The 20,257-nt window shown below is 64.1% G+C and carries 16 protein-coding genes; 8 read left to right on the top strand and 8 right to left on the bottom strand.

Going from position 1 to position 20,257, the window contains the following annotated elements; translation table 11 throughout:
* Window positions 1-360 precede the first annotated feature (360 nt).
* From IEX64_RS09940 to IEX64_RS09905, 8 genes are all read left to right on the top strand, one after another.
* Window positions 361-2,772: a TonB-dependent receptor gene (locus IEX64_RS09940; protein ID WP_188819515.1), complete on the top strand. Its 2,412-nt coding sequence runs from the start codon at window positions 361-363 to the stop codon at window positions 2,770-2,772.
* 206 nt (window positions 2,773-2,978) lie between these two features.
* Window positions 2,979-4,250 (top strand): MFS transporter, encoded by a 1,272-nt coding sequence (locus IEX64_RS09935; protein WP_229710179.1) that lies wholly within the window; start codon window positions 2,979-2,981, stop codon window positions 4,248-4,250.
* Between the two features lie 134 nt (window positions 4,251-4,384).
* Window positions 4,385-5,599, top strand: coding sequence for an aromatic ring-hydroxylating oxygenase subunit alpha (locus IEX64_RS09930; protein WP_188819514.1), 1,215 nt, complete (start codon window positions 4,385-4,387; stop codon window positions 5,597-5,599).
* A 181-nt stretch (window positions 5,600-5,780) separates the two neighbouring features.
* On the top strand, window positions 5,781-6,266 hold the full coding sequence (locus IEX64_RS09925; RefSeq protein WP_188819513.1) for a VOC family protein: 486 nt from the start codon (window positions 5,781-5,783) through the stop codon (window positions 6,264-6,266).
* Window positions 6,267-6,426: 160 nt separating this feature from the next.
* A complete protein-coding gene (gene ygiD / locus IEX64_RS09920; protein WP_188819512.1) occupies window positions 6,427-7,209 on the top strand; it encodes a 4,5-DOPA-extradiol-dioxygenase in 783 nt (260 codons plus the stop codon).
* Window positions 7,210-7,249: 40 nt separating this feature from the next.
* Complete coding sequence (locus tag IEX64_RS09915; protein WP_188819511.1) at window positions 7,250-8,344, top strand: acetamidase/formamidase family protein; 1,095 nt, start codon at window positions 7,250-7,252, stop codon at window positions 8,342-8,344.
* Between the two features lie 101 nt (window positions 8,345-8,445).
* On the top strand, window positions 8,446-9,258 hold the full coding sequence (locus tag IEX64_RS09910; RefSeq protein ID WP_188819510.1) for a TauD/TfdA dioxygenase family protein: 813 nt from the start codon (window positions 8,446-8,448) through the stop codon (window positions 9,256-9,258).
* Window positions 9,192-10,523: a serine hydrolase domain-containing protein gene (locus IEX64_RS09905; protein WP_188819509.1), complete on the top strand. Its 1,332-nt coding sequence runs from the start codon at window positions 9,192-9,194 to the stop codon at window positions 10,521-10,523. The genes IEX64_RS09910 and IEX64_RS09905 overlap by 67 nt, the downstream gene beginning before the upstream one ends.
* Here IEX64_RS09905 and IEX64_RS09900 read toward each other — a convergent pair.
* The 8 genes from IEX64_RS09900 to IEX64_RS09865 all read right to left on the bottom strand — a co-directional run bounded on the left by IEX64_RS09900 (window position 10,520) and on the right by IEX64_RS09865 (window position 20,239).
* Window positions 10,520-12,898, bottom strand: a complete 2,379-nt coding sequence (locus tag IEX64_RS09900) for an acetamidase/formamidase family protein (protein WP_229710178.1) — start codon at window positions 12,896-12,898, stop codon at window positions 10,520-10,522. The two genes, IEX64_RS09905 and IEX64_RS09900, sit on opposite strands and share 4 nt — an antisense overlap.
* A gap of 111 nt (window positions 12,899-13,009) precedes the next feature.
* The gene (locus IEX64_RS09895; RefSeq protein WP_188819507.1) at window positions 13,010-14,422 is read right to left on the bottom strand and encodes a zinc-binding metallopeptidase family protein; all 1,413 of its coding nucleotides are present in this window, start codon (window positions 14,420-14,422) and stop codon (window positions 13,010-13,012) included.
* 33 nt (window positions 14,423-14,455) lie between these two features.
* A complete protein-coding gene (locus IEX64_RS09890; RefSeq protein WP_229710177.1) occupies window positions 14,456-15,718 on the bottom strand; it encodes an MFS transporter in 1,263 nt (420 codons plus the stop codon).
* Window positions 15,703-17,109 carry an amidohydrolase family protein gene (locus IEX64_RS09885; RefSeq protein WP_188819506.1) on the bottom strand — a complete coding sequence of 469 codons (1,407 nt, stop codon included), beginning with the start codon at window positions 17,107-17,109 and terminating at the stop codon, window positions 15,703-15,705. The genes IEX64_RS09890 and IEX64_RS09885 overlap by 16 nt, the downstream gene beginning before the upstream one ends.
* Window positions 17,106-18,098: an isopenicillin N synthase family dioxygenase gene (locus IEX64_RS09880; protein WP_188819505.1), complete on the bottom strand. Its 993-nt coding sequence runs from the start codon at window positions 18,096-18,098 to the stop codon at window positions 17,106-17,108. The genes IEX64_RS09885 and IEX64_RS09880 overlap by 4 nt, the downstream gene beginning before the upstream one ends.
* A complete protein-coding gene (locus tag IEX64_RS09875; protein WP_188819504.1) occupies window positions 18,095-18,475 on the bottom strand; it encodes a VOC family protein in 381 nt (126 codons plus the stop codon). Before IEX64_RS09875 ends, IEX64_RS09880 begins: the two co-directional genes overlap by 4 nt.
* A complete protein-coding gene (locus IEX64_RS09870; RefSeq protein WP_188819503.1) occupies window positions 18,472-19,122 on the bottom strand; it encodes a cysteine hydrolase family protein in 651 nt (216 codons plus the stop codon). Before IEX64_RS09870 ends, IEX64_RS09875 begins: the two co-directional genes overlap by 4 nt.
* A complete protein-coding gene (locus tag IEX64_RS09865; protein ID WP_188819502.1) occupies window positions 19,115-20,239 on the bottom strand; it encodes an LLM class flavin-dependent oxidoreductase in 1,125 nt (374 codons plus the stop codon). The genes IEX64_RS09870 and IEX64_RS09865 overlap by 8 nt, the downstream gene beginning before the upstream one ends.
* Window positions 20,240-20,257: the final 18 nt, after the last annotated feature.

Genomic DNA, 20,257 nt, shown 5'->3' with positions numbered 1-20,257 from the left:
GCGGGGCATCCTCCTGCAAGGTCTTGGGCCTTGCCCCGCCTGTGGCAGCCCTGCCCCCGCAGGTCTTGTCGCTGAGCACGCTGCTCCCTTGACGCGAGGCGCCATGGCCCGGTCTTGCGCAGTGCAACCAAACGGGCGCGAGCAGCAAGAAATTCCCCGAAATCACGAAAAATGGCGAAAAACTGCCACAATCTCTTGCCTCACGCCCTGCCTCCGGGGCTCTCCAGTCAAGTACTTATTCGCAATTGCACAAGACCGCGCTCCGCACTGCGGCCAAGTTTCCCTGCAAGCGGCCACTGTCACACAACCACGAGCCGCAAAGCCCGGGAATCGTTCAGACGTCCAGTTCGGGGAGCATTCATGACTCGCAAGTCCTACATAGCCTTCGCATACGCATCCGGCATTTCCCTTCTCGCGCTCGCATCGGGCACCGCACATGCGGACGAAGCCGAGACTGCCGCCCCTCCGGTTGCCGGAGCCGCAGCAGCCGCCAGCGGCATTACCGACATCGTCGTGACGGCAGAACGTCGCGAAGTCAGCCTGCAGGACGCGCCGCTTTCCGTCAGCGCGGTTACGTCCGACCAGCTCGAAGCGGCCAACATCAACGACATCACCGGCCTCAACGGCACGGTTCCGGGTCTTGTCGTCGCTCGCAGCGGTGGCGGCGAGCGGATCATCTCGATCCGCGGCATCGGCTCGGAAACGCCCGAGAACACCAACACCCAGCCGGGCGTCTCCTATCACATCGACGGCGTCTATATCTTCAACTCGATCGCCGCGAGCGCGGCCTTCATCGACGTGGCTCAAGTAGAAGTACTGCGCGGCCCGCAGGGCACGCTGTTCGGCCAGGGCTCGACCGGCGGCACTATCAACGTGGTCTCGATCGAACCGACCACCGACGAGACGACCGGCTACGTGAAGGCGGGCATCGGCAACTACAACTACAAGGAAGGCAGCGCCGCCCTCAACGTTCCGCTCAGCGACACGCTGGCGGTCCGCGGCGCGTTCCAGTTCACGAAGCACGACGGCTACGCCTATGCAACCGAAGTGCCCGGCTTCGAAAAGTACGATCTCGACGACGAGGACAACACCGGCTGGCGCCTCGGCGCGAAGTGGTCGCCCACCTCGAACTTCTCGATCACGCTGAACACGATCCAGTATAACAGCGAGACCAACGGCCCGGCGCAGAAAAACATTCTCGATCCCGAGCCCGATCCGCGCGTGCTGACGCAGGACTATCCGGGCCGCTCGGTGGTCAAGACGCAGTTCTATTCGGGCGTGATGCGCTACGAGACGCCGTTCGCCGTGATCAAGTCGATCACCGGCTACCAGAAGCTGCATTCCGAGCAGGCCTGGGACGCGGACGGCCTCGACTCCGACCTGTTCTACGATCTGACGTTCAGCCCCCTCACCTATGGCGGATCGACCTACGACCACGTTCCGCTGTGGGAAGCGGACACCGAAAGCTGGAGCCAGGAAGTCAACCTGACCTCCAACCATGGCGGTCCGCTCTCCTGGGTCGTCGGCGGTGTCTACCTGCACTCGAAGAACAGCCAGTACATCAACGAGTATCGCGGCTCGGACGACCAGATCCTGCGCCCGGTGCTGCCGCTGGACACGCCGTGGAACGATCCGGCCGTCGGCATCATCACTTATGCCGAGCTATCCTCGATCAAGCGTGAACTCTACGCGTTCTACGCCCAGGGCACCTACGAACTGACGCCCGAGCTTAAGGTGACCGCCGGCGCGCGCTACAACCACGACAAGGCCTCGGGCATGTTCGACAGCGCTTCGGGCGGTGCCTCCAGCCAGACCTCGGGCGCGTTCCTGCAGCCCTCCTCGACCGGCTCGCGCAAGACCGATGCATGGACCGGCAAGGTGGCGCTGGAATACCAGTTCAGCCCCGATAACATGCTCTATGCGAGCTGGACGCGCGGCTTCAAGCCGGGCGGCATCAACAGCGCCTCTTCGGCTTGCGGCGGTGCCTACTGCATCTTCGGCTGGGAAGATTCGATCAAGCCGACCTATAAGGACGAGACGGTCGACTCCTTCGAAATCGGTACGAAGAACCGCTTCCTCGGCGATACGCTGCAGCTGAACGCTTCGGGCTTCCTCTATAACTACAAGAACATGCAGTTCCTCGAGGAAGATCCCGTGCTTTACGGTGAGGGCATCAGCAATGCGCCCAAGGCCCGCGTCTACGGCATCGAGGTCGAAGGCATCTGGGCCCCGACCGACGGGCTGCGCTTCGACGCCTCGCTGTCGTGGCTCGAAGGCGAGTTCACCTCGCACTATCTGGCGCTCGACCCGGCCGCTGCCACCTCGGCGCAGAACACGGCGGGCTATCCCGACTGGCTGTTCTGGAACAACTTCTACGCGGCATCGGTCGCTCGCGATGCGGCCCGCGCCGACATCAAGGGCAACCGCGTTCCCAAGCTGCCGCGCTGGCAGGGCAACATCGCCGCGACCTGGAACGGCAAGGTCGGTCCGGGCGAGCTGACCGGCCGCGCCCAGCTGATCTATCGCGGCAAGTACCAGTACCGTCTGTTCAACGACGGCGCGATCGACCTCACGCCGTCCTACACCCAGGTCAACCTGATGGCGAAGTACGAGCCGGAAGGCACCAACACCGACATCACCCTGCGCGTGATCAACCTGTTCGACAAGAACGGTATCAACTCGCGCTTCTCCGATCCTTACGGTTCGGCCCAAGTGATGGACACCTATATCCCGCCGCGGCAGGTGATCGTGTCCTTCGGCTACAAGTTCTGATCCGCCGGAACGCTTTCGGAAGACAGGGAGGAGGGCGTGGTGACGAAAGTCACCGCGCCCTTTTCGCGTGTACGGGGCAAAGCCTGCCCCTAAAGGCCACGATCAAATCTTCAGGCGCATACTATCAAGAGTGCGCGCCCACCCCGTGACAGCCTGCTTACTGACGCATTTCCCGGATTCGTCCGCCCCCCAATGCTGGAGAGACCATGCCCCGCAACGCACAGGTCATGTTTGCCGCTTCGCTTGCCTTCTTCTTCGTAACGGCCACGACCTTCACCTCGCTGGGATACGTTCTCTACACCATGGTCGCCGAGCTGAGCTGGTCCAAGGCGGCCGCCGGCCTCAGCTTCTCGCTGCTGGGGCTTGCCTGCGGCATCGCCAGCCCGCTCCCACCGGTGCTGATGAAGATGATCGGCACGCGCTTGACCATGTTCGCGGGGTGCCTGGTTCTGGCGGCCGGCTTCCTGATCGCATCCATGATCAGCGATCTCACCTTTTTCTTCGTAGCGACCACGCTGATGGGCATCGGCTTCACGCTCGCCGCCCCCTCGCCTGCCGTCTACCTGCTGGCGACGTGGTTTCCGCGCACCTCTGCCCGCATGATCGGCTTCTACTTCATGATCGGCTCGTCAGGCGGCATTGCCGGTCCGCTGATCGTCGGCACCATCGTCGGCCTGACCGGCGACTGGCGGCTGCACTGGCTGGTCATGGCGATCTGCGCCGCCCTCGTCGGTCTAATCTGTCTAATCTGCGTGCGCGATGCGACCAAGGTGGAAACCGTCGAACAGGTGAAGGGCGTCGCGGGCGGCGACGCCAATCCGGCGACAAGAAATGCCACCGGCTGGACCGTTCGCAAGGCTTTGCGCAGCCCGACCTTCATGGTGCTCGCCACGATCATGACTGTGGTCCAGATGGTCGTCACCACCACGCACTCTACCCTTGTCGCCCATATCGCCACGCTTGGCGAAGGCGCGGCGCCCGGCGCGATCGCCATGAGCCTGCTGGCCTTTGCCGGAACCGGCGCCAAGGGCATCACCGGCGCGGTGTGCGAACGCCACGATCCGCGCCGCATCCTGATCGCCGGGCTTGCGCTGCAGGCTGCGGCGATGGCGCTGCTGTGGTCCACCCCGGTCGTGCTCATCGCCTGCGTCGCCGCCGTTCTGTTCGGCACCGGCTGGGGCATGGCCTGGCTTTCGGCCCATGTCCTCATCCTGCGCTACTTCGGCGCCGCTATCGCAGGCGACATGACCGCCATGGCCACCACCGCGACGACGCTGGCGGTGCTCGGCCCGATCGGGGCGGGCCGGATAGCCGACGTGACCGGCAGCTACGCGCCGGCCATGCTGATCTTCTCCATGCTGCTTCTTGCCGCCACCGGCATCGCCATCCTGTTCCTGCGCGCGCCGAAGGAGAACGAGGAAGCCGCCGCAGTCAGCGAAAACGGCGAAGAAGTGGGGGACCTGGTCCCGGCGGAATGAGCCCCGGAACCCGTGCCAAAAAACACTGCGCCCAGCGCAAAGCCGCTTCCCGACAATGCCGCTAACGTCACCGACATAGCAAGTCGCGCACGAAGCGCATTTCACCGGTTCGCGCAAAACGGAAGCAGGCCCCAATGACCATCCTCACAGATCAGTTCTTCGACAGTCTCGCCAGCTCCAGGCTGGACACGCTGGAGGCCGAAACCCTGCCTCCGGTCTGCTACACCAGCGAGGAATTCCACCACTTCGAGATGGACGCCCTGTTCCAGCGCGAATGGCTCTGTGTCGGCCGCGAGGAATGGCTCGAGGAGCCGGGTGACTTCTTCACCGTCACCCGCGCGGACGAGCCGATCATCGTCACCAGGACGCGCGACGGAACGATCAAGGCGCTTTCCGCCGTTTGTCAGCACCGCGCGATGCTGGTGGCCGAGGGCCACGGCAATACCCGCGCTTTCGTGTGCCCTTATCACCACTGGACCTACGATCTCGACGGCGCCCTCGTCGGCGCGCCGGCGATGAACCGCACCTGCAACTTCGACAAGAAGGCCGCCGCCCTGCCCGAAATCCGCCACGAAATCTGGCACGGCTTCGTCTTCATCAACCTCGATCCCGAGGCCGAGCCGCTCACCCCGCGCCTTGCCGCGCTGGAGCCGGTTGTTGCCAACTACGATTTCGCCGCGCTGCGCGGCCCACGCCCCGAGGAACCGACGATCTTCCCATGGAACTGGAAGGTCATGCTGGAAAACAACAACGACGGCTATCACGCCAGTCGTCTGCACGCGGGCCCGCTGCACGACTTCATTCCGAGCGGCCTTGCCAGCTTCCCCGAAGTTCCGGTGGATTCCGCCGCCTACTACCGGCTCAACGGCACGCTTCACAAGAACGCCGCCTTCAACGCGACGCAGCGTGCGGTCTTCCCGGTCTTCCCGAAGCTGACCGAGGAAGAACAGAACCGCCTGCTCTTCGTCAATCTCCCGCCCAGCCTCTCGCTGGTCGTACTGAACGACACCGTGCTCTACCTCATCATGGACCCGCGTTCGGCGGAGTCGCACGCATTGACCATCGGCACGCTGATGATGCCCGAAGCGATGGACGATCCGCTCTACGAGCAGAAGATGAAGATGAACGATGCAGCGGTCGAGCAGATCGTCGGCCAGGATTTCCACGTCGACGAACTGGTCCAGCAAGGCCTTCGTTCCAAGCACGCACCGCGCGGCCGCTACTCCTGGCAGGAAGGCGCCCAGCGCCTGCTCAATGTCTGGCTGGTCGATCGCTACTGGGCCGAGAGGGACCGCCGTCGCGGCCCCTCGGCTCCGGTGACCCAGATCAAGCGGACCGGCGCGGCCTGAGCGCACCAACCCGGTTTTTCATTCCCGACGGCTGCGGCGTCCGACCAGTTCGGACGCCGCCTTTTTACGTGCCGTCCGCGTGACAACGGGCTGGCGCGGGCAATCAAGGATTCGTGCGCGCGGTGCCGAGCAAAGTTCCTTCCCTCGGCTAGGCCTTGGTCCAACGACAAGGGAGTTCCTGATGACCAACAGCCTGATTTTCTTCGACTTCGCCTCGGACGACCCGGACAAGGCCGGCAAATTCTACGCCGAAGTCTTCGGCTGGGAGGACGATCCGCGGATGGGCGGGCTGTTCCACCGCATGGTTCCGGGCGGCTTCTTCAAGAACAAGGACGGTTCCGACAGCGAGATCGGCAATCTTCACTTCGGTATTTCCGATGCCCGGAATTCCCGCCCCCACCCCGATCCGGAAGGCGTCGAACCGCGCACGCTTGCCACCGAAGGCCGCAAGGCGCGCGTCTGGATTCTGGTCAGCGAGGACGACACGCCCGAGCGCATTCTCGAAACGGCGGAAAAGCTGGGTGCGACCGTGCTGTGGCGCAATCACTACTGGAAGGAATTCAACGGCTTCAACTGGGCCTTCCGCGACCCCTGGGGCAATGAAATCATCCTGTGGATCAAGGGCGGCGACAACCCCCAGATTCCGGACAATTTCACCCGCGAATAGGTCGGATCAGGCTTCGGTCTTGCTGCAGCGCGACAAGTTCTTGTGCGCATCGCCGCAAGACCGGAGCCCACCCCCGGCATAGCCTTCCCTCGAAACACGGAAATAACATCCGCGAGCCCCGGGTCAGCACGCTGCGGAAATGCGAATGGAGCCATTTACGATGAGCCGTCTTCCGATTGTCTTCTTCGGACATGGCAGCCCGATGATCGCGCTGGAAAAGAATGCCGTCACGAAGACGTGGAACGACATGGCTGCCCGCATCGGCAAGCCCAAGGCGATCCTGTGCATCTCGGCCCACTGGCAGACGCGTGGCACTGCAGTGACGGCAATGGCGCAGCCGCGCACGATCCACGATTTCGGGGCGTTTCCGCAGGCCCTGTTCGACATGCAATACCCGGCCCCCGGCGATCCGGAACTGGCCGCCCGCGTGCAGGAACTGCTCGCCCCCATGCCGGTCAAGCTCGATGCCAACTGGGGCCTCGATCACGGTACATGGTCGGTGCTGGTCCACGCCTATCCCGAAGCGGACATTCCGGTGATCCAGCTCGGCATGGACGTCGGCAAGTCGACCGCCGAGCACTGGGAAGTCGGCCGCATGCTGCGCCCGCTGCGCGATGAAGGCGTGCTGATCATGGGCACCGGCAACATCGTCCACAACCTGCCCGCGATGGACTGGGGCAACCCGGCAGCAACGCCCTATCCCTGGGCCGAACAGTTCAACGCGACGATGTGCGAAGCCATTGCCAGCGATACGCCGCAAACGGTGATCGATTACGAGGCGATGGGCGATGCCGCGCGCCTTTCGGTGCCCAGTTCCGACCATTTCCTGCCGCTGCTCTACGTTCTCGGCGCCCGCCACGAAGGCGAGAAGGCCGAATTCGCACCGCATTTCATCCAACACAAGTCCCTGAGCATGACAAGCATCCTCATCGACGCTGCATGACTTCGGGTCGCACCTTTCAACCTGCCCAACAGGAGTTCAGATGGGACTGATCAGCCTAAAGCCCGATGCCGCCAAGGAGGCCGTTCAGCCGAGCGCGCTCCACCACCTCAGGGCAACGCCTGAAACGGTGCATTGGGGTTATTTCTCGCCGGAGATCAAACCGGCGCTGACCGTCAAGAGCGGTGACCTGATCCAGGCGCAGGCAGTTACCCATCACGCGGGCGACGATCCGGACCTGATGTTCGACGACGAGATCAAGCGCATCTTCACCGAGGTCGATCCGACCACGCGCGCGCCGGGTTGCCACATCATGACCGGGCCGATCTACGTCGAAGGTGCCGAACCCGGCGACATGCTGGAAGTGCGCTATTTCGAGATGCGCCCGCGCATGAACTACGGGTCGAACCTGCAGGCCAACTGGGGCCACCTCTACGAGGAATTCGGCAAGACCGAGCGCGTGACGATCTACAAGCTTGATCCCAATGCGAATACGGCCAGCGCGCTTTATGCCTACGATGTGGACGGCGTCTACACGGAGCCGGGCCGCATCACCCATTGCCCCGAATGCGACCGCTCGCCGGCGCTACCCGGCATCACCTTGCCCGCGCGCCCGCACCTTGGCACCGCCGGTGTCGCGCCGGCCGTGAACGAGCGTGTCAGCACGATCCCGCCGGGTCTGCATGGCGGCAACATCGACAACTGGCGCATCGGCGCCGGCGCAACGATGTACTATCCGGTGCAGGTGAAGGGCGGGCTGTTCTCGATCGGCGATCCCCACGTCAGCCAGGGCGACGGCGAGATCAGCGGGACCGCCATCGAGGCCTCGCTCGACGTGCTGTTCCAGATCATCCTGCGCAAGGACTTCGCCTTCCCGTCGCCGCTGCTGGAAACGCCCGATTGCTGGATCGTCCACGGCTTCGGCGAGGACCTCGACGAAGCCATGAAGGGCGCCTCGCTCGACATGCTTCACCTGCTCACCGAGCATCAGGGCCTTTCGCGCCACGACGGCTACTCGCTGATGAGCGTCGCCGCCGACTTCGGCGTGACCCAGGTGGTCGATGGCACCCAGGGCATCCACTGCAAGATCGAACGGCGGATCTTCCCTGAAAAGGGCACCGTCAAGGATCCCGATTAACGACCGGAACCACGGTCCGACTTGACTGAACGTGTGCCGGGTAAAGCGGTCCCAACCACCCGGCACACACCTGCCTCGCAAGGCGGCTACGGAGAATGACGATGGGTTACGAACTGATCGATGTGCGCCCGATGACCAAGCGGATCGGCGCGGAAATCTTCGGCGTCGACTTGCGCGAACCGCTGGGCAATCAGACCTATGCGGAAATCCACGATGCGCTGATGAAGCATCAGGTGGTGTTCTTCCGCGATCAGGAAATCGATCACGAAGCCCACAAGGCTCTTGGCCGCGCCTTCGGCGACCTGCACATGCATTCCGCCGTGAAGGGCCTCGACGATCATCCGGAAGTCGTCGCCATCCATGCCGACGAGCACAGCAAGTTTGTCGCCGGCGAAAAGTGGCACTCGGACCTCTCGTGCGATCCCGATCCGCCGATGGGCTCGATCCTCTACATGCACACGCTGCCCGAATTCGGTGGCGATACGCTGTTCGCGAGCATGTATGCCGCTTACGACGGCCTTTCCGAGCCGATGAAGGCGTTCCTCGAACCGCTCACCGCGGTCCATGACGCCAATCCGGTCTACAAGGCGCTCTTCCCCGACGTGGACAAGACCTACGAGTGCAATTCGCACCCGGTCATCCGCGTCCATCCGGTCACCGGAAAGAAACTTATCTATGTGAACTCGTCCTACACGACGAAGATCAACGAACTGTCACAGGAGGAGAGCGATGCCGTGCTCGCGTTCCTCTATGAGCACATCAAGAACGCCAACTACCACGTCCGCTTTCGCTGGCAGCCGCACTCGATCGCGTTCTGGGACAACCGCTGCACGCAACACTTCGCGGTGTGGGATTATTTCCCCGAGACCCGCTCCGGCTATCGCGTGACGATTGCGGGCGACAAGCCGTTCTGAGGTTACTGCCCTGGCTGCTCGCAGCAACGGCGCTGCTGCCCTGTGCCGCGCCTGCTGCCACCACCGAGACTACAGCGTCTGCGGAAGAAACCCTGCGCGCGACGCTCGATGCGATGATCGCTGCGGGGGAACTGCCGCAAGCTCTGGTACTGATTGAGCAGGACGGAAAGCCCCTCATCGAAATCACAACGGGCTTTGCGGACATCGAGAGAGGCAAGCCGATCGCACGGGATGCGATCTTCCGGCTCTATTCGATGTCGAAACCGATCACGACCGTCGCGATCCTGCAACTCGCGGAAGCGGGCAAGCTAGCACTCGATGACCCAATCGGTGTCTATCTTCCCGAGTTGGCTGACCTGCAGGTATGGGATGGCACAGCCAGCGATCCGGTGCGGACCGTTTCGGCAGAACGCCCCGTCACCATCCTCGACCTGCTCACCCACACCTCGGGCATCACCTATGAGTTCATGGGCGATACGCCTGTCCATCGCTACTATCGGACGCACGGCGTAGGTCGCGCGACCCCGGTCACCAGCGGTAAATCGCAAGTCAGCCCCGCCGGATCACTGGACGAACTCATCACGCGGCTGGGCAAGGCACCGCTTCTCCACCAGCCAGGCGATCGCTTCAGCTACGGTTTCTCGACAACCGTGCTCGGCGCCCTGATCGAAAAGGTCAGCGGCGAAACGCTCGACGCTTACTTCCAGACGCACATTTTCGATCCCCTGGAGATGACGGATACGACCTTCGTCGTCAGCGACGAAAAGGCCTCGCGCCTTGTCGTCGAGTACAGCGCCACGGCGCAGGGGCTCAAGGCCGTCGACCGGCTGGAAACCTCAGAATACCGCGACCCTGCCCGCCTGCGCGATGGCGGCGGGGCTCTCGCCGGAACGCTGGAAGATTACCGCCATTTCGCGCAGATGTTGGCGAACCGGGGTGTGTGGCACGGTCAGCGCGTGCTTTCTGCTGCCAGCGTCGATGCCATGTTCTCACCGCGCCTGCGCACCGGTGGCGGCCCCGATCTCGACATCCCGTTCGGCCTGGGCCTCGGCATCGGCGATGCCGGAACGGAAGCGCGCGGCGGGGTTCCCGTCGGCGCGGGAAGCTGGTCTGGCTCGGCCAACTCCTATTTCTTCGCCGATCCCGTCCACAAGATCGTCACCATCTTAATGACCAACGAGCTCACGCCCGGCCCCTTCATGGCTCGGACGTGGAAGCTGCGCGCAGCCATCGACCGCGCGACTCTCGCGATGGCAAAGCGCTAGCTGGTGAACAGCGCCTTGCGGATCACCGCATGCACGCCGAAGTTGCCGTTCACGACCTGACTTACCCCGAAGTCGACACCGACCGAGAGCAGCGAGATCGCCTCGTCCTCGCTCAGCTGCTTTGCTGTCATCAGGAATCGCCGCGCCTTGCGGAAGGCATCGCGCATGGCGGAATCGATCGAGCTCTGCTTGTAGACTTCGCTCTGCGCGTCTTGGCCGAGTTCCTTGAGATAGTCGGGATGGCTGAAGCCCATGATCACCCATTCGGTCTCGGTCTCGATCAGTGGGTAGTCGACATCCTTGAGCTGGTCCATCAGCCCGGCAGCCTTGTGGTGCACGATCTGGATCAGCGCCGTCATCGAGCATTCGATGGCAGTCCCGCACAGTTCGCTGTCGCCCTGCGAGGCATGCGGATCGCCCAGCGACAGCAAGGCGCCCGGCACCTGTACCGGCAGGAACACCCGTGCGCCCGGCCCGGTTCGCCAGTTGTCGAGGTTGCCGCCGTAGGAGGCCGGCGGAACGGAGTCGATCAGGCCATTGTGCGCAGGGGCCACGGCGATCACGCCGAAGTGGGGGCGGATCGGAATCTCCACGTTGCGCAGCACATCGTAGTTGCGCTCAACCGTCGCCGGATCGACCGGAACGCCGGGATAGTCGTAGCGGGGATGCTTCACGCCCGAAGGATCGATCTGCTCGGTCCAGCGATAGGAGTAGACCGCATGGGCGGTGGGCATGCGCGCGCCGGTCGCTTCGACCTCGTAGATCGTCACGACTTCGCGCATCTTCGGCTCGGTCAGCAGATCGTGGTAGTGAAAGCCCCAGTAGGTCGCCGCATTGCTGCCGAAGCACTTGCCGGCAAAGCGCGGATTCCCGCTCGGCCGCGGCTTGAGATCGAGAATGCGCACTTCGATGAGGTCGCCGGGCATGGCGCCTTCAAGCGCGATGGGGCCGGTGCAGATGTGCACGCCGAACCCCTCACCCGGCCCGCGTCCGAACGCGCTGGCATCCATCGGCCCGGCGCCGCGCCGTTCGATCGCCTTGCCGTTCTCATCCCAGTGGTAGACGCTCTCCGCCCCTTCGTCGCCACTGACCATGCGTTCCGGATCGTCGTTGGCGTGATGGGTCAGCGTCTCGATGGTGACGAAGTCTCCCGAGCGAACGTGGAGGGCCGGTTTCAGATCCTTGCTGAAGTAACCCCAATGCACCGTCTCCGGCGAGACCGGGAGATGGTGGTGGCGGACCGGCTGGCCATCGGTGAATTGCGAGGCATCGACCGTCGTCGCGGTGCAGCTGTCATCATCCTCGTTCTCCGGTTCAGCCTGGTATTCCGGCTCCTCGACGGTGTCTGACGGTTTCTCGTCGGCTGCAGGCCCGGCTTTGGCAGCAACTCGTTCACCCTTTGCCGGACGGCCGCGGCGCAGAAGTTCGACCGCTTCCTGTTCCTGCGGCTGCGCCTTGCGGTATTCGCGCGGGGATATGCCGTACTGCTCGCGGAAGGCGCGGCTGAACGAGGCGGAATCGTTGAAGCCCCATTCGAACAGGATGTCGGAGATCGACTTCTGCACGTGAAGCGGGCTGCGCAAATCGAGCCGGCAACGCTCGAGGCGGCGGACCTTGACGTAGTGCCCGAAGGAATCGTTGATCGATTCGAACAGCTTTTGCAGATAGCGCGGCGAAATGCCGTGTTCGGCGGCGACCTGCTGGTAGTTGAGATCGGGGTCCGACAAGCGGATCTCGATGGTCTGGAAGATGCGTTCGAGCAGCGCCGCCCGCATGCCCGCCGCGCCGCCGAGCGCCTTGGCCGGGGCGTTGTCGAGCAGGCTGGTGACGAGGAATTCGGGAAAGGCCAGCTCCACCGGCCGGGCCTGGTCGGTGGTGATGTCAGAGATCGTTTCGGCCAGCGAGCGCAGCATGCCGGCGAAGACGCGGGCGGTGCCGGTGTCGGTGGCAATCTTGCGCGGTGTGCCGCCGATCGGTGTCTTCAGGCGCATCGACAGTTCGCTGTGCGGCACTTGCACGATCAGGCTGCGGTTGTCGCCCGCGAACGCGAGATGGACCGGCGAATCCCCGCGCCCGCAGATAATCTCGCCATCGCCCAGCCTGATCTCCTGCGCGCCGTCGCGCATGGTGGCCGTGCCGTCGAGAATCATGGCGAGCCAGTAAGTCTGAGGCTGTTCACGAAAGTCGATCGACCACGACTGCGGTGTGCCGGTCACGCGGATAAAGTCGATATTGGTACTGGAACGGAAATGAATCAGTTCGCCATAAAGCGTCGCCTCGTCCGCTTCATCGAGCGTGAGCGACAGGCGCTTGAGCGCGAAGCGCCAGGCATCGCGCCGCTGTTCCTTCGGATAGACGTTGGTTGTTATTCGCAATCCAGAACCCACCCATAGTTGGCGGCATCCTGTCCCGGCAGTGAACGCTTCTTAATTTGACGACCTTGGGGACCGTCTATCCAGCGTTGCCCCAACCGGCAAGGCTCCTGATCAACTGTTCGCAAACGGTGTTTCGTTTCCATACACGCTCGTGCTGCCTCCCGACAGCGCCGGCGCCTCTCCCCGTCCGCACACCGCCAGCATCGTCAGCGCATAGACCAGCGCACTGGAAGCCATGTCCTCCGGCGTCGGTCGCCAGCGAGGCATGCCGGTGGTAACCGCAGGCACGCGGTGCATGTTGAACACGTTATGATCGCGCCACATGCTGGAATAGACCGGGTGCGCCGGTTCCAGAGGAGCGCCTCGCGCAAGGCGGGTAGCCGCATCGACTGCGCCGACCAGCGGCGCCACCTCGTCCGGCCGCGCCTCGAAACCGTGGCGCACAACCACTGGCTCGACATCGAAACCCTCGACATCGACCCCGCGCATGGCCTCCATGATACCGTGCCAGGCATCCGCCGCCTTCTGGCGCGGGTTGAGCGACACATCGATGTAGAGCGCGCAGACTTCCGTGCCCGCGCCGAAATCTATCGGCATGCCCCCGCGCACCGAGGCGATCTGCACCTTGGGCGCAACCGGGCCGCTTTCGGTTTCGATCCGGCTGCTCTGTTCGAACGCCAGTCCCCAGGCGTGAAGCGCGTCGATCACCGGTCCCAGACGATAGATCGGGTTGGGATGGGCCCGCGCATCGGCGGGAGCATCGAGGATCGGCGAGAAGACGCCCTGCCCGAAGATGCGCACCCGAAACAGCGCATAGCCCGATCCCTGCCACGTCAGGCCGTAGTCTGTCCCTTCCGCTGCAATCGCATAGTCGGGTGCGACCCCGCCGTGGTGGAACAGGTAGTGCGCGCCGATATCCTTGCCATTCCAGTCGATGCCGGAAAATTCCTCGATCGGTTCGGGGCCGATCTCGCCGGGACAAGCTGTGAGCCAGCACTTGCCGGCAAGGCCGATCCCCGCCTTGCGCAGCGCCTTGGCGGCGATCAGGAAGCACGACATCGGCCCGCGGTCGTTGGTGACCGGATAGCCGCGAATGCACCCTTCCTCATCCTGCCAGCACTGCGTCCACTCGGGATCGGCGAGCGTGCTCTCACGGTAGCGGAACTTGTCATGCTCGCGCATGCCGCTCGGGCTCTCGGTGTCGAGATGCGCCGTGAACAGCAGATTCGCGCCGCGTCCCGAGCCGCCATATTCGCCGATCACATTCGGCCGCTCCGGGGTCGCGCCAACCTTGCGCGGCGAAAAGCCTTCCCTCGCCATCCAGTCGTGGACGAATTCGGCCGCCGCAAGTTCCTCACGCGAGCGACTGGGAATGTTGCCCAGCGTCAAAGCGAGTTCGACGAGCTCCTTGGTATCGATGGCCTCGGCAATCGCCGCACGCTCTTCCTCGCTGACGGTGTAAGGGGCCTTGGCCGGATCGCTGAAAGTCGCGCCGGAAAGGTCTCGTTCGGAATAGTCAGCCACCAGCAGCTCCCAGGATCGGTGTGGTTCTTCGTGTCAATGGCCGACGGCCATCAGGCCTTCGGCGGTATCCGCCGGACGGCCATAGCGCGGCAGGAACATCAGCAGCAGCGCGCCGGCCACCAGCGCTCCGCCCACGCCCAGCAGTGCCGGCCGATAGGAATGCTGTGCGTCGAATACGGCGTCGAGCAGGATCGGCGTGGTGCCCTGCGCGGCGATCACCGCCGAATACATCGCTCCGATCACCGAGCCGAAATGGCGTGTGCCGAAATAGCGGGCGACGAAGTAGGGCAAGGCGCCGAACTGGCCGCCGAGCCCCACACCCAGCAGCGCGCCGCCAATCAGCAGTTCGGGCATGCTGCCGCCGGTCTCGATCAGGATGAGGCCGACCACGGCCATGAGGTACATCGGCACCGCTACGCGCGGCGTCTGGATCCGGTCCATAATACGCCCCGTGGCAACCTGCCAGGCCGACGTCACCAGCGCGAAAACGCTCACCACGGCCGTGCCGGTCGCGACGGAGAAGCCGCGATCGCTGAGGATCGGCACGACGTGGCTGAACACGGCCGTCGTGCCGCCAGCGCCTGCGGCCACGGCAATCAGCGTGAGCCAGAAGGCCGGCGTGCGGAGGGCTTCGCCCAGGGTCATGCCCTCGCGAGCGACAGCCGTTTCGGAATGATGGCCGGAGCCGGCCTTGTCGCGCAGCAGCAGCCAGAGCAGCGGCAGCGCCACGATCAGCATGAATCCGCTGATGCCCAGATAACCAGCACGCCAGCCCCATGTCTGCACCAGAACCGCGGCCAGCACTGGCAGCACAACCGAGCCCAGACCATTGCCGCCACCGGCGCTGAGACCCAGTGCCGTACCCCGGTTCTCTTCGAACCAGTCGGCAATCACTTTCTGGAAAATCGGCGTGCCGGCCATCGCCCCGAAAACCGCCAGAACCGTGAAGGTCGCATAAAACTGGAACAGGCTGCCAGTGGTCGCGGCGAGCGCGCTGATCGAGAGGGCAAGGCCCAGCACGCCGGTCAACAGCATCCCGCGTGCGCCATGCTTGTCCACATAACGCCCGATCATCGGATAGGATACCGCTCCGACCAGGGCGAGGATGCCCAGCACACCCGAAATGCTCGCGCGCGACCAGTCGAACTGTGCTGAGAGCGGCACGAGAAAGAGCCCGAAGACGGCATGGACAGCCGGTGTCACACTCACGGCATTGCCCAGTGTGCAGGCTATCAGGACGCTGCGAGGCGAGCCCTTCCTGTATCCGGGAACGGGCGACGTCAAAGAACCGGCCATGTGCTGGGAACCTCCATGCCTGCGCGCGCAAGAACGGCCGCCCCTGCCTTCTCGATCTGCGCGTAGAGCTTTTCTTCGTCGATCAGCGTCGAACGATAGTTGTCGACCACGCGCTGGCCATCGACCCACACGCTGTGGATGCCTCTGCCATCCGCCGAATAGACGAGCTGGTTGACGACATTGAACAGCGGCCGCCACTCGGGCCGGTTGCGGTCGTGCAGCACGAAGTCGGCTTTCTTGCCGGGTTCGAGCGAACCGATGCAATGCGAGAGCTGCGCGCCCTTCGCGCCATTGACCGTCGCCATTTCCAGCACGCGCGTGGCGGGGAACATGTCCGCATCGCGCAGCGCATCCTTGAACAGCCCCGCGCTGGCGAACATCGCGCGCATCATGTCGGAAGCGTTGCCGTTGTTATTGCCGTCGGTACCGAGCTGAATGTTGACGCCTTGCGCCACCATGTCCGGGAAGCGCCCTGCCGAGCTGGCCCCGTAAGCGCCCTTCATCGCCGTCATCGGGCAATGCGTGACGGTGGTTCCGCTCTGCGCCAGCAGTTCCACTTCCTGTGCATCGAGGTAGATGCCGTGGGTCAGCGAGAGATGCGGCCCCAGCGCATCGAGCGCGGCGAGATGGACGATCGGGCGCTGGCCGGTTTCGGCCAGATAGAAATCGGGATCCGCCGGATCGGCGCTCATGTGCGCGGTCACGCCGCAGCCGGTCTCGCGGGCCAGCGCCGTCGCCTCGCGCCACAGCGTATCGGTGGCAGTGTTGTGGCCGACCAGACAGGGCCAACCCGCCAGCAGCGGATCGCCCGCAGCGGGCCAGCGCGAAAGCTGGTCTTCCAGCTTGGCGACAGCGCCCGCGGTCATAGCTGCCTGATCGTCGTCCGGCGCAAAGGCCCGGTCCTGCACCCACTGGCCAATGCGTCCGCGAATCCCTGTGGCGGCAAGCGCATCGAAGACGGCCGGCAGGTCGAGGATCGTTCCCGCCTCGACAAAACATGTCGTGCCCGTGCGCAGCATTTCCAGTGCCGCGAGCGTGGCCGACAGCGCTTCGTCCTCGGGCGTCTGCGCCATGTAGGTCGGGATCAGCCAGTCGAAGACATTGGTCCGCCAATCGGTATTGTCGGGCACAGAGCCACGCGTGATCGGCTCGCCAGTGATGTGGACATGGCCGTTCACGAAGCCTGGCGTGACCACGAAGCGGTCTGCTCCCTCGATCACTTCGCGGGGAGAAACCGATCGCTCGACTTCATCGGAAGACCCTAGGGCAACAATGCGGTCATCCTTGATGGCGATGGCGCCATCGCGAAAGATGCGGCGCTCCGCGTCCATCGTCACGATCCAGGCATGGCGCACCAGCAGGTCGACGGGAACAGGCGGGGTTTCGCTCATTGCTGATCGGCTCCGGCATCTGCGTAGGAAGCGCGCGCCATCTGGTCGATGTGTTCGCTCACGGTCAGGTCGGCCAAGGCCTCATAGGCCCGATCGGGCGGGCAGCTCGGCGCGCGGCCCATGCGGTAGAGCGGTTCGAGTTCGAAGAAGCTCGCGATCGAATAACGCGCGGCATCGGGCGAGCCATTGCGCACGCGGTGCAGGTTGGCGCGATAGATGCCTGCCGTGAAGCGCTCGACCATCTGGCCGATGTTGATTACGAAGGTGCCCGGGATCGGCGTCGCGAGGATCCAGTCGCCCGCGGCATTGCGCACTTCGAGACCGGCCTTGCCATCCTGCAGCAGGATCGTGATCGAGCCCCAGTCCGAGTGCGCGCCGGCGCCCAGCACGTTGTCGGCGCTGTCCTGCGGCTGCGGCGGATAGCGCAACAAGCGCACACCGCACTGCGGCTGATCGAGCCCCGCGGCGAAATAGCCGTAGTCGAGATCGACCGACATCGCGATCAGCCCCATGAGGTGCCGACCGAGGTCGATCATGGCCCCCTGATAGGCGAGCAACTGTTCACGAAAGCCGGGCAAATGCTCTGGCCAGAGGTTCGGCCCCTGCCCCGGCACACCCGCGACGACGAGCGGATCGTCCTCGGCGAGATCGATGGCAATGGCGAAGCTTTCCTTGTGGTCCGCCGCAGAGCCCGCATCGAGCACTTGCGCACCCACGCCCTCATAGCCGCGCCAGTGCGGCGAATGCGCCTTGGACACGGCCTGCTTGGCCTCGTCCGATTGAGCGAAGAACCGGCGCGCCGCGGCGAGCTGGCTCTCTACCAGCAGAGGATCGATACCGTGGCCCGAGACGTAGAAAAATCCGGTCTCGCGGCAGGCCCGATGGATCAGCCGCGCGGCATCCTCACGCGCATCGTCCGAGACAAAGGTGCCGGTCAGATCGATGACAGGAATGTCCTTTGCGGCACGCGGCGGCGTGTAGGGGATCATGCCGCGCCTCCGACGAGGCGAAACGCATTGCCCTCCGGATCGCGCAGGACGGCCAGCAACGCACCGAAGTGCGTGCGATACGGCGCTTTCACCAGCGCGGCGCCCTGCCCCACGGCTTGTGCGACCGCCTCAGCCATGTCCGCTTCGGGAACTTCGAAAGTCAGGAAGGAGCGCAGGCCCGAAACCTCGGCATCGTCCTGAAGCCCCAGCAGTTCGTAGGCCCCGGTAAAGGCGAAACCGACCCGCACGCCTCCGCCTTCCAACTCGCGATAGCGCGGGGAATCATCGACAGTCTCGGCCAGCCCCAGTGCCGCGCCGTAGAAACCCGCAAGGGCATCGACATCGCGCGCGACGAAAGTGGCGGCCGAAAGCTTCAAGACCAGACCCCGGCGACGGCGTCGCTGGTGACCAGCAGGGCCAGATTCTTCTGCAGGACGTTGAGCGTGCCCGAATGCAGATCGGGCTCGTAGGCCGCGCAGGCATCGGACACGACGAAGACGTTGTAGCCGTTGTGAAACGCTGTGCGCGCAGTGGAATCGACGCAGCAATCGGTGCTGACGCCGGTCATCACCAGCGTGTCGATACCGCGCGCCTTGAGCTGCTCGTCGAGATCGGTGCCGTGGAAGCTGTCGTACATAAGCTTCTCTATCTCGATATCGCCCGGTTCTGGCGTGACGCGATAGTAATCTGCCCCGCCGCCCTCGGCGCGGCAGATCCCTTCGCCGCCCGGGCTGCCCCGGCGCACCATCAGCGTCTTGAGCGCCTCGGTGTCGGTTTCGGGCCGCGTGACGACACGCATGAAGGCGACATGGGCACCGGCCTTACGGGCGGCGGCGATCAGTTCCTCGATCCGGTCGATCGCGGCCTCGACCGTAGTCATGTCGGCGCCGAAGCTGCCAACGAGACCGTGGGGCGCGGCGAAATCGGTCTGGATATCGACTACCACCAAGGCCGTCTTCGCCGGCGGCAGCATGTCCTTGAGCGCACCCGCATCGATATGCGGAAGGTCGGCGGCCTCAACCATGGGCGGTCAGCTTGACCTTGCCGGGAAAGCGTTCGCGCAGCACCGGCAGCACTTCCTTGCCGAACTTGGGGATACCGGTCATGTAATCCGGGAAGATCATCATCAGGCCGTCGGTGTTCGAGACTTCGAAGATCTCGCTCAGCTTCTCGATCACGGTTTCGGTCGAGCCGACCACGTGCGCGGCCATAAAGCCGGAGCGGCTCTTCTTCACGAAGGCGTTTTCCTTGCCGATCTCCTCGTCGAGGAAACCGTAGGCCTTGAGCATGCCGTGGAGCGCGCCCTCGTCGAGCCCGTCGGTGTAGTGCCTGGCGATGGCCTCGGCCTCTTCGTCGGTGTCGCCGAAGACCACGGTCATCATCGAATAGGTGCGCACATAGCGGTCCAGTTCGGCAGCATCGTCCTTGGCGGCGCGGCTGGCTTCGGCCAGCTCCGCAGGTTCGCCGCCGCTGAGGAAGATCGCGTCCATTTCCTCGGAGGTGAAACGCATGCCCTTTTTCGAGGAGCCGGCGCAGACGAGGAACGGGCGCTTTTCGGGCTTGGGCCAGGATTCGCACTCGTCCATCGTGAAATACTTGCCGTCCATGGTGACCGAATCCTCGGTCCAAAGGCGCTTCACCGCCGTGACCCACTCCTTGGCGAGGTCGTAGCGGGCATCGTGATCGACGCCTTCGGGCCATGCGCCCATCTGCGAGAATTCGCCCTTGTAGGAGCCGGTCACCACGTTGAGGCCCGAGCGCCCCTTGGACACCTGATCGAGTGTCGCCAGAATCTTGGCGACCACCGCGGGGTTCTGCAGGATCGTGTGGATCGTGGTCCACACCTTCACCTTGCTCGTCACCTCGGCTAGCGCGGCCATCAGCACCACCGGATCGAGCGAGCTGTTCCAGTGATCGGTCTCGCCGCCGTAACCGCGAAACTTCGACATCGACATCACGAAGTCGAAACCGGCCTCTTCGGCCAGGATCGCGCATTGCCGGTTATAGGCATAGGAGCCGTCTAGCTCCGGCTTGTTCTTCGAGAGAATCCAGCCGCCGTTGGCGATCGGCAGAAAGATCCCGATGTCCTTGCCCCCGGTATCTGACGGGATGTCGAAAGGGGTAGGCTGGAACTCGGTCATCTGGAACTCCCTTGCGTG

The organism is Novosphingobium indicum (genome assembly GCF_014645195.1).
GTDB classification, from domain to species: domain Bacteria; phylum Pseudomonadota; class Alphaproteobacteria; order Sphingomonadales; family Sphingomonadaceae; genus Novosphingobium; species Novosphingobium indicum.
Note: the sequence above shows the minus strand (reverse complement) of the source record. Positions and strands in the feature narration are given on the sequence as shown.